We start from the raw sequence: 9,413 nt of genomic DNA, 5'->3' as shown, positions 1-9,413 counted from the left end.
TTTTAAGAAACCCTAAACTTGGCTCAGCAATCTCAAATGACTATGTGATTTCTCGCATGGCCACTTGTGATGCTGATAATCTTTTTGACTATCAGCCCATACTCACAAGCACCCACACGAATTGCTTGATTCAATTTGTTAAAGAGCGTTTGGTTAAGAGCTTTTCATCTCAACCGAGGCGCGCATTCTACGCTTTCCTCAGAGCCTGTCAAGCGTTTATTTTGAAGTTTTTACAATCCGCTTTCTTTCAAAAGCCTTTAACCTCAAACACTTACCGGCTGTCTCGTCGCGTTCAACGCTGCGAGGAGGCGAATAATACGCGCTTTGAAATTTGAGTCAACACCTTGATCTAAAAAACTTTAAATCCGGCATTTCGCTGCCGCTCGGCAACTAAATGCTTGGGTCGTCGCTCTGTAGAGAAATAGATCGTGGAGGCACCAGCCATGAGCGAGGCACAAAGCGAAAAGACCCCCGGCCTGTCGGCGGACGAAGAAAAGGAAGTCAGCCACAACCAGCCACCGCGGGCGGCGGTACTGCATGAAATCATTCGCTACCAGGGCGATCAGGAACTGGAGCGCACCCTTGCGGCGCTGTGGTGGTCCGCCCTTGCAGCAGGCCTCACCATGGGCCTCTCATTAATGGCCATGGGGCTCTTCTATGCCCGCCTGCCGGAAGGTGACAGTGCCCAGGTGGTTGCCAGTATCGGCTACAGTGCTGGTTTCCTTGCCGTGATCCTGGCGCGCCAGCAACTGTTCACAGAGAACACGCTGACGGCGGTGCTTCCCGTCATGACCACACCCACGCTGGCCAATCTGGGGCGCCTGTTACGCCTGTGGAGCGTGGTGCTGCTGGGTAATTTGGCCGGTACCTTGCTGGTGGCCTGGGTCATGCTCGAACTGCCGATCTTCGACAGCAAGACCGATGTCGCTTTTCTCGAAATCGGTCGCAAGGTCATGAAGAACGACATCAGCCAGATGTTCGCCAAAGGCATCATCTCGGGCTGGATGATCGCCACCATGGTATGGATGATCCCGTCCATGGAGCACGCCAAGATCTGGATCATCCTGATGATCACCTACCTGATGGCCCTCGGCGACTTCACGCATATCGTCGTCGGTTCGGTAGAGGTTTCCTACCTGGTCTGGGCCGGAGACGAAACCTGGCGCAGCTTCTGGCTGGAGTTCGCCCTGCCTACTCTGGCCGGAAACATCATCGGCGGCAGCTTCATCTTCGCCTTGATCAGCCACGCCCAGGTGCGCAGCGACAGCGGCAAGCCACCTTCGCAGCTATTAAAGGAAGACAAACAGCCCTCCCCTCGCCAACGAGATGAAAAACGCTAAGGGTCAGCGCGCCGCCACCGCACGCTCAGTCGCGCTACCCCGCCCACGGGCCGGCCGTGGCTGCCACCAGTTCTGCCCCTCATGCGGCGAATCGAGGCTCACCCGCTCGCCCATTTGAGGTGTGCTTAGCCGAACTTGCGCCGCAGCCGCCAAAGCCACGATGCGCTCAAACGGTTCTTGCCAGCCGTGGATGGACAGGTCGAAGGTGCCATTATGAATCGGCAGCATCCAGCGCCCTCGCAAATTTAGGTGCGCTTGCAGACTCTGCTCGGGCTGCATATGCACATTGGGCCAGGCCAGGTTGTAGGCACCAGTTTCAATCAAGGTCAGATCGAACGGCCCATAACGCTCACCGATCTGACGAAAGCCATCGAAGTAGCCCGTGTCTCCGCTGAAGAACACCCGCAACTGCTCATCCATGATCACCCACGAAGCCCATAATGTGCGGTTGCTGTCGAACAACCCGCGCCCGGAAAAGTGCTGGGCCGGCGTGGCCACGAAACGCACACCCTCGACTTCGCTTTCCTCCCACCAGTCCAGTTGGGTGACCTTTTCCGCTGGCACCCCCCATTCAATCAGCAGGTCGCCCACCCCCAGCGGTGCCAGAAAACGCTCCGTGCGCGACGCGAGGAAGCGGATGGCTTGTTCGTCGAGGTGGTCGAAGTGATCGTGGGAGAGAATGACCGCTGTCAGCGGCGGCAATTCATCCAGCGCCAGCGGCGGCGCATGGAAGCGCTGTGGCCCGACCCATTGCACCGGCGAGGCGCGCTCGGAGAACACCGGGTCGGTAATGAAGAAGCGCCCGCGCAGTTTGAGCAGTACCGTGGAGTGGCCCAGGCGCCAGAGGCTGTGATCGGGGGCATCGAGGACCTGCTGGCGTGTCATCGGCTGCAGGCTGATAGCCGCAGTTGGCCGTGTTTCGGGCGGTTTGCGCAAAAACAGGTATTTCAGGCCGATGCGCAGCTTTTTAAGCACGCCATCCTGGGGCAGGCTGGCCTGGTTGTGAAAACGTCCGTCCCGCTGTGGCGCCGGCTCGCCGGCGGGGTTAGCCATGGGCATCATGAGCAGCAGCACTCCAAGCACGAGGAAAGCTTTCATGTTACCCCACAGTGATCGCGCCAACCGTGAATTGGCTTGTAAGGTCATTTTTCGTCGATGACAGTCTGTTGAACAATATTCACGCTTTTTATGCGATAAACGGCGCAACAGCAGAAGACGACGACCATGATGGACAACCGCAGCGGCAAGGGACTTTCTTTCGTCAAACGCATCTACCTGCCGCGCATCCTCGGCTTGGGTATCGGCCTCTTGAGCGTAGCCGCAGCCGTCGCACCGCTGTCGCCGCCCACCTGGGCCTGGTGTGTACTGTTGTTCAACGGCCTGCTCTGGCCGCATGTGGCCTACCAGTGGGCGCTGCGTTCGGCGGCGCCCTTTCAGGCGGAGCAACGCAATTTGCTGCTGGATTCGCTGATGGGCGGTTTCTGGACCGCTGCCATGCACTTCAACCCCCTGCCCACCGTCACCGTGCTGTCGATGATGACCATGAACAACGTGGCCGCTGGGGGCAAGCGGATGGTCGCCCAAGGGCTGGCGGCTCAATTGGTCGGCATGCTGCTGGCCAGCCTGTTGCTGGGCACCGGCTTGCAATTGGATGCCACGCCGCTGCAGATCTATGCCTGCCTGCCATTGCTGACTCTATATCCCCTGGCCCTGGGCTGGGTGTGCTACCGCCTGGCAATCAAGCTTGCCGAGCACAAGCGCCGCCTCAGCGCCCTGAGCCAGACCGACAGCCTGACCGGGCTTCTCAACCACGGAGCCTGGAAGGACATGCTGCTGTTGAAGTTCCAGGCCTGCCAGCGGCAACAGGCGCCGGCGGTGATTGCCCTGATCGATATCGACCACTTCAAGAGCATCAATGACACGTTTGGCCATGTGGTCGGCGACTGCGTACTTCGTCAGTTGAGCGCTGAGCTCAAACGCAACCTGCGCGACATCGACCAGGCCGGACGCTACGGCGGCGACGAGTTCTGCGTGATCCTGCCGAGCACCAGCGAGGAACACGCTTGCCAGGCTATGGAGCGCCTGCGCGAGCGCGTCGCCAGTTACCGCAACCCGCAGCTGCCGCACCTGCGGATCAGCCTGAGTATCGGCTTGTCGGCCTTCCACCCGGGCCTGGAGTCCCCCGAACATTGGCTGGACCAGGCCGACAAGGCGCTCTACAGCGCCAAGCGGCGCGGTCGCGATCAGGTCAATTTCGCCCAAGGCGAGGCTACGGCGCTCAAGCTGGCCTATCCTGACTGAATCTCCTCGCTGATTGTCCGGCGGGGGGCGGCAGCTCATGAAGGAGTCGCTTGAGTATGGCCAGGAACGCCAACCTAACGCCCGTCAGCCCTACCCCCCGCTTACCCATCCGCCCATTGATCAGCGGTTTTTGTGCCGTGTTTGGCCTGGCATGCCTGGTCACATTGGGTGCACTGTTCAATATCGCCGCTTCACTGGATCAGCAGGAGCAGCAGCGCAGCGCCTTCCATGCCAAGCAGGCGCTGGAGCAACGCTTGCAGGCTTCGCGGCAGTTCCTCTCCAGCTACGCCGTGTGGGATGCGGCCTACGAGCACCTGCTGGGCAAGGTCGACTGGCAGTGGGCTTACCAGGAAAAGAATGTCGGCGAATCGTTATACAGCGCCAGCGGCTACGAAGGCGTTTTCGTCGTCGACGACCAGCGCACCACCTATGCCCTGTTCAAGGGCAACCCGACCGAGTCCGTTGCTGGCAGTTTTATCGACGCCCCCTTGCCGGCGATCATCGCCGAAGCCCGGCGCGTTGCCAGCGCACGCGAACAGATCACACGCTTTGTATTGTTCAACGGCTGGCCGGCCGTGCTCAGTGCCGCCGCCGTGCGCCCCGACCGGGATGTAACAGCCGAGGAGGTAAGCCAGGCGCCGGTCATGCTGTTCATCGATCAACTCACTGAAGCAAAGCTTGCTCGACTGGGCGCAGGCGCTGGTCTTGCGCAGATGCACATCGAAAAGGACTCGGCTGGCAAACACGGTCATGAACAGATTGCCCTGGGCGATACCGGTTACCACCTGGCCTGGAGCAGCCCGCTGCCGGGCCGGCAACTGCTGTGGGCCGTGCTGCCGCCGTTGCTCTGCGCATTGCTGGTGCTGGGCCTGGTGATGCTGTACCTGTTCCGCCATGCCTTGCGCAGTTCCCGCGCCATCGACCTGAACCTGCAACACCTGCAACAGAGCAACCACGCCCTGGAGGCCAGCGAACAACGCTTTCGCGCCGTGGCCGAGGCAGCCTCCGACTGGATCTGGGAAACCGATCGCCAACAGCGGCTGACTTACCTCTCGCAACGTTTCGTGCGGGTCACCGGCGATCAGGTCGAGGACTGGCTTGGGCAGCCGATCAACCAGCTCCTCAGTTGTGACACGACGCCCCTGTCGCCCTGGCTGGATGCTCAGGCCGAGGCTGACACGGAACAACCGGCCAACCTGCGCTGCGCCTATCGCGACCACAACGGCCAGAACCGCTATTGCAGGGTTTCGGCTCGGGCGATCATCTATGACGGCAAGCCCGCCGGTTTTCGCGGCACCGCCAGCGACATCACCGATGAGGTCGCCGCCCATGCGCGCATCCAGCACCTGTCACTGCACGACCCCCTGACCGGGCTTGCCAACCGCAACAAGCTCGCCCGCCACCTGGAGCAAGCCCTGCTGCGCGGCAGCGACTCACCGCCGCTGACCTTGCTGTTGCTTGACCTGGACAACTTCAAGCCGATCAACGACTCCCTTGGCCACGCCGCTGGCGATGCCGTGTTGCAGGAAGTGGCCGCGCGCCTGCGCGATACCACCCGCGACGGTGACCTGGTCGCCCGCCTGGGCGGCGATGAATTCGTCCTGGTGCTTGAAGGCATGGACAACCGCACCGAGATCGACCGGCTCAGCAAACGGCTGATCGAACTGCTGCAGCAGCCCATACTTTTCGAAGACCAGTCGCTGCATGTGGGCGCCAGCGTGGGTATCGCCCAGACCCGCACCCAAGGCTTCGATGCCGGCGAGCTGATTCGCTGCGCCGATATCGCCCTGTATCAGGCCAAGGCTGACGGCAAGAACACCTGGCGTTACTTCGCCGCCGAGATGAACCAGCAAATCCAGTACCGGCGCCAGCTGGAGAACGACCTGCGGCGGGCACTGAGGAACGACGAGTTCGTGTTGTACTACCAGCCGCGCTATCGCCTGGGCGATTTGCGCATCGTCTCGGTCGAGGCCTTGCTGCGCTGGCAGCACCCGCAGGAAGGCCTGCTCGGCCCGGACACCTTCATCCCCCTGGCCGAACAGAGCGACCTGATCGTAACTCTGGGCCGCTGGGTGCTGCGCGAAGTCTGCCGCAGCGCCCTGGGCTGGCCCGAGCAGCTGCTGGTATCGGTGAACCTGTCGCCCGCTCAGTTCCTGCGCAGCGACGTGGTGGCCGATGTCCGCGAAATCCTGCAGGAAAGCACCTTCCCGGCCCAGCGCCTGGAGCTGGAAATCACCGAGAACGTCATGCTCAACGACATCGAAGGCGCCCTGGGCACCATGCAAGCGCTGAAGGAACTGGGTGTGCGCTTGAACATGGATGATTTCGGTACCGGCTATTCGTCACTGGGTTATCTGCGCACCTACCCGTTCGACAGTATCAAGATCGACAAACGCTTCATCGCCGGGCTCGGCAACCCCAGCAGCAGTGACCGCGCGGTGGTGCAGGCAATCATCAACCTGGGCGAGGCAATGGGGTTGACCGTGACGGCGGAAGGGGTCGAGACCGAGCAGCAGCTCAAGGCACTGGAAGTGGACAATTGCCATGAGGTTCAGGGCTATTTCCTGAGCCGGCCGTTGGACAAGCAGGCGTTTGAGCAATTGTTGCAGAACAGGCCAGGGCGCAGTGCCGATGCGTCCTGAGCCTGTACCGAGCACACAGGCTTCAGCGCAAAGACCGCTCGGCAACGATCTCCGGCAAATCACCACGCCGCAGGTAGATGCGTAATGCCTCGGCAATGTTCAGCCGATCATCCACATGCTGCTCCAGCAGCAGCGCCAGCCGCTCACGGCACAAAGCCATGTGCGCGCCCTGATCGGGCCGCCAGACGAATTCGCTGCAGGGGGTGATGCTGTCGTCGGCCACGTCCATGCCGAACGCGTCCTCGGAAAACCGCACGATGTGGACCCCGCGCTTGCCATGAAAACCGACGAAACCCTTGAGCTGGTCGGCGGCGTTGCAGATGTCCTGGGATGTGATGGCCATGACGTAACCTCGCAAATGAACGGAAGTGACGCACGCCAGGCGGGCAACGGTCGCCTCTGGTGGGCAACGCGTCGGGCCAGGGTAGCGCAAATGCCCGTCGATTTGCCACCAACCCTATGCGTCGACCTGCGACGCGAGCACGCCGCTCAGCCAGTTCATGAATGCCTGGACCCGGCGCGGCACGTGACGTTGACGGGCGTATAGCAAGGACACCGGCATCGCCGGGGCTGGCCAGCCCTGCAGTACCGCCACCAGCTCGCCCCGCTCCAGGTGCTCGGCCACACCAACTGCTGGCACTTGAATCAACCCCAGGCCCGCCAGACAGGCGGCCGAGTAGGCCTCGGCGTTATTCACAGTGACCGCGCCGTTCATGGCCTGAAAGCACTGCCGCCCCTCGCGTTGATATTCAAACCCTGCACTGCGTGCGCCCAGGTTGCGCACATAGTGGACCAACCGGTGACTGGCCAGGTCTTCGAGGGTTTGCGGCACGCCGTAGCGGGCCAAGTAAGCGGGGCTGGCGCAATTGCGCATGCTCAACTGCCCAACCGGCCGGGCCACCACGTCCAAGTCGTTAAGTGCGCCGATGCGCATTACGCAGTCGAAACCTTCACGCAGCAAGTCGACCTGGCGGTCAGTGCAACTGATCTCGACCTCGAGCTTGGGAAAGCGCTGAAGAAACTGCGGCAAGGCCGGGATGATCACGCGCCGGGCCATCATCGTCGGCATATCCACGCGCAGGCAGCCGGCCAACTCGGCATCGTCGGCGCGGAACAGGCTCTCGATTTCGTCCATGCCCGACAGCAAATCCTTGCTGCGTTCGTACAACAAGGCGCCATCCTGGGTCGCTTGCACGCGCCGCGTGGTGCGGTTGAACAGGCGCGTGCCGAGCAGCTGTTCCAACGCCCTCACCTGCTCCGACACGGTCGACCGCGGCAAGCCAAGGCTGTCGGCGGCTATCGTGAAGCTACTGACCTCACTCACCCGAACGAAGGTGCGCAGCAGTTCCAGCTTATTCATCCCTCACCCCAGACTGTTCGACTCAAGCGAACAGTATTTCCATTTTTACTGGATTTAACAGCATCGCGACGATCAATAACCTGTGCCCATCACCACCCATGAGGGATTCGACATGACTCGCAAAATCGCCTTGATCACTGGCGCCAGCCGCGGCTTGGGCCGTAACGCCGCCGAACATCTGGCCGCCCGCGGTATCGACGTTATTGGCACCTATCATTCCAAAGCTGACGAAGCACAGGCCGTGGTCGAAAGCCTGGAACGAGCTGGAACCAAAGCCGCCATGCTGCAGCTCGACGTCGGCGACAGTAGCAATTTTGCCAACTTTGCCGAGCGCCTGAGCGAAACCCTGCAGCAACACTTCGGCCGGGAGCGCTTCGATTTCCTGGTGAACAACGCTGGTATCGGCCTCAACGTGCCCTACAGCGAAACCAGCGAAGCGCAATTCGACCAGCTGATGAACATCCAGCTCAAGGGGCCATTCTTCCTGACCCAGCGGATGTTGCCGCTGCTGGTCGATGGCGGGCGTATCGTCAATATCTCTTCCGGCCTGGCGCGCTTCGCGCTGCCGGGATACGCCGCCTATGCGGCCATGAAAGGCGCAATGGAGGTGCTGACCCGCTATCAGGCCAAGGAGCTGGGTGCGCGCGGCATCCGGGTGAATATCCTGGCACCGGGGGCGATCGAGACTGATTTTGGTGGCGGCGTTGTTCGCGACAACCAGCAGGTCAATGACTTCATTGCTGGCAACACGGCTTTGGGCCGGGTGGGATTGCCGGATGATATCGGCGCGGCGATTGCCCTGCTGCTGGAGGACGGCAATGGCTGGATTACCGGCCAGCGCCTGGAAGTGTCAGGCGGGATGTTCCTCTGAAATCCAGCATCCCCGGCTTCACTGTTCAGGTGCATCCTCATGCACCTGAACACTTGCAGTCATCCCCGCACTCAGGTTCATGCCCTCCGGCACGTGGTCCAGCCGGATCCGCACGGGTATCCGTTGCGCCAGCCGCACCCAGTTGAAGGTGGGCTCGACCACCGGCAACAGCTGGCTGTCCGGGTTGCTGTTGCTGTCGGTGATGCCTCGGCTGATGCTTTCTACATGGCCCTGCATCGCCTCCCCCGCCCCCATCAGCCAGACCTTCACCGAGTCGCCCACGCGTATGCGCGGCAGCTTGGTCTCTTCGAAATAGGCCTGGATGTAGAACGTGGAGTCATCCACCAGGGCCATCACCGACTCCCCGGCATTCACGTAGTTGCCCTGGGCCAGGCGCAAGTTGGTGATGTGCCCGTTGCGCGGCGCGCGCACTTCGCTGCGAGCCAGGTTGATCTTCGCCACCTGCAACTGGGCTTGCGCCTCATGCAATTCACCCCGGGCGACAGCGGCATTGATCTGCGCGTTTTCGCGCAGTTCGGCACTGATCGCCTCGGGCCCCAACGCCGTGCGCCGTGCCGCTTCGCGCTCGCGCAAGTGCAACTGCTGGGTACGTGTTTCGGCCACGGCGCTGGCTTGATCGAACGCCGCCTGGAAGCGTTCGCGATCGATGCTCATCAGCAGGTCGCCGGCCTTGACCTGCTGGTTGTCCTGCACCTTGAGTTCGCGCACCCAGCCCGCCACGTCAGGCGCGATCACCACCACATCGGCACGTACCCGTGCATCACGCGTCCAGGGCGTGAGCATGTAGTACTGCCAGAGTTTGTAGCCGGCCAGAACGGCAATGGCGACCACGCACAGGGTCACCAGGGTACGCACGACAGCACGCATTCAATCACTCC

8 protein-coding genes and 1 pseudogene are annotated in these 9,413 nt (G+C 61.6%); 5 read left to right on the top strand and 4 right to left on the bottom strand.

Going from position 1 to position 9,413, the window contains the following annotated elements:
• Together ACIQUF_RS21790 and ACIQUF_RS21785 are read left to right on the top strand one after the other, a co-directional pair.
• Positions 1–335: pseudogene (locus ACIQUF_RS21790) on the top strand (hypothetical protein); the annotation flags it as partial.
• A 108-nt stretch (positions 336–443) separates the two neighbouring features.
• Positions 444–1,340, top strand: coding sequence for a formate/nitrite transporter family protein (locus ACIQUF_RS21785; RefSeq protein ID WP_403135311.1), 897 nt, complete (start codon positions 444–446; stop codon positions 1,338–1,340).
• Between the two features lie 3 nt (positions 1,341–1,343).
• Here the strand turns inward: ACIQUF_RS21785 and ACIQUF_RS21780 are convergent, their stop codons facing one another.
• A complete protein-coding gene (locus tag ACIQUF_RS21780) occupies positions 1,344–2,438 on the bottom strand; it encodes an MBL fold metallo-hydrolase (RefSeq protein WP_403135308.1) in 1,095 nt (364 codons plus the stop codon).
• A gap of 129 nt (positions 2,439–2,567) precedes the next feature.
• Here ACIQUF_RS21780 and ACIQUF_RS21775 point away from each other — a divergent pair, with 129 nt between their 5' ends.
• Together ACIQUF_RS21775 and ACIQUF_RS21770 are read left to right on the top strand one after the other, a co-directional pair.
• Positions 2,568–3,641 carry a diguanylate cyclase gene (locus ACIQUF_RS21775; RefSeq protein WP_403135337.1) on the top strand — a complete coding sequence of 358 codons (1,074 nt, stop codon included), beginning with the start codon at positions 2,568–2,570 and terminating at the stop codon, positions 3,639–3,641.
• Positions 3,642–3,697: 56 nt separating this feature from the next.
• Positions 3,698–6,283 carry an EAL domain-containing protein gene (locus tag ACIQUF_RS21770; RefSeq protein ID WP_403135306.1) on the top strand — a complete coding sequence of 862 codons (2,586 nt, stop codon included), beginning with the start codon at positions 3,698–3,700 and terminating at the stop codon, positions 6,281–6,283.
• Between the two features lie 22 nt (positions 6,284–6,305).
• Here ACIQUF_RS21770 and ACIQUF_RS21765 read toward each other — a convergent pair whose 3' ends face one another.
• Together ACIQUF_RS21765 and ACIQUF_RS21760 are read right to left on the bottom strand one after the other, a co-directional pair.
• On the bottom strand, positions 6,306–6,626 hold the full coding sequence (locus ACIQUF_RS21765) for a DUF2025 family protein (protein WP_403135304.1): 321 nt from the start codon (positions 6,624–6,626) through the stop codon (positions 6,306–6,308).
• A gap of 114 nt (positions 6,627–6,740) precedes the next feature.
• Positions 6,741–7,643 (bottom strand): LysR family transcriptional regulator, encoded by a 903-nt coding sequence (locus ACIQUF_RS21760; RefSeq protein ID WP_403135301.1) that lies wholly within the window; start codon positions 7,641–7,643, stop codon positions 6,741–6,743.
• Between the two features lie 112 nt (positions 7,644–7,755).
• Here ACIQUF_RS21760 and ACIQUF_RS21755 point away from each other — a divergent pair, with 112 nt between their 5' ends.
• Entirely contained in the window at positions 7,756–8,514 is a 759-nt protein-coding gene (locus tag ACIQUF_RS21755) for an SDR family NAD(P)-dependent oxidoreductase (protein ID WP_403135300.1), read from the top strand.
• 18 nt (positions 8,515–8,532) lie between these two features.
• Here the strand turns inward: ACIQUF_RS21755 and ACIQUF_RS21750 are convergent, their stop codons facing one another.
• Positions 8,533–9,402 (bottom strand): efflux RND transporter periplasmic adaptor subunit, encoded by an 870-nt coding sequence (locus ACIQUF_RS21750; protein WP_403135298.1) that lies wholly within the window; start codon positions 9,400–9,402, stop codon positions 8,533–8,535.
• Positions 9,403–9,413: the final 11 nt, after the last annotated feature.

It is taken from the genome of Pseudomonas sp. NPDC090233, from assembly GCF_044772285.1.
GTDB lineage: Bacteria > Pseudomonadota > Gammaproteobacteria > Pseudomonadales > Pseudomonadaceae > Aquipseudomonas.
This window is presented reverse-complemented; position numbering and strand designations above follow the sequence as displayed.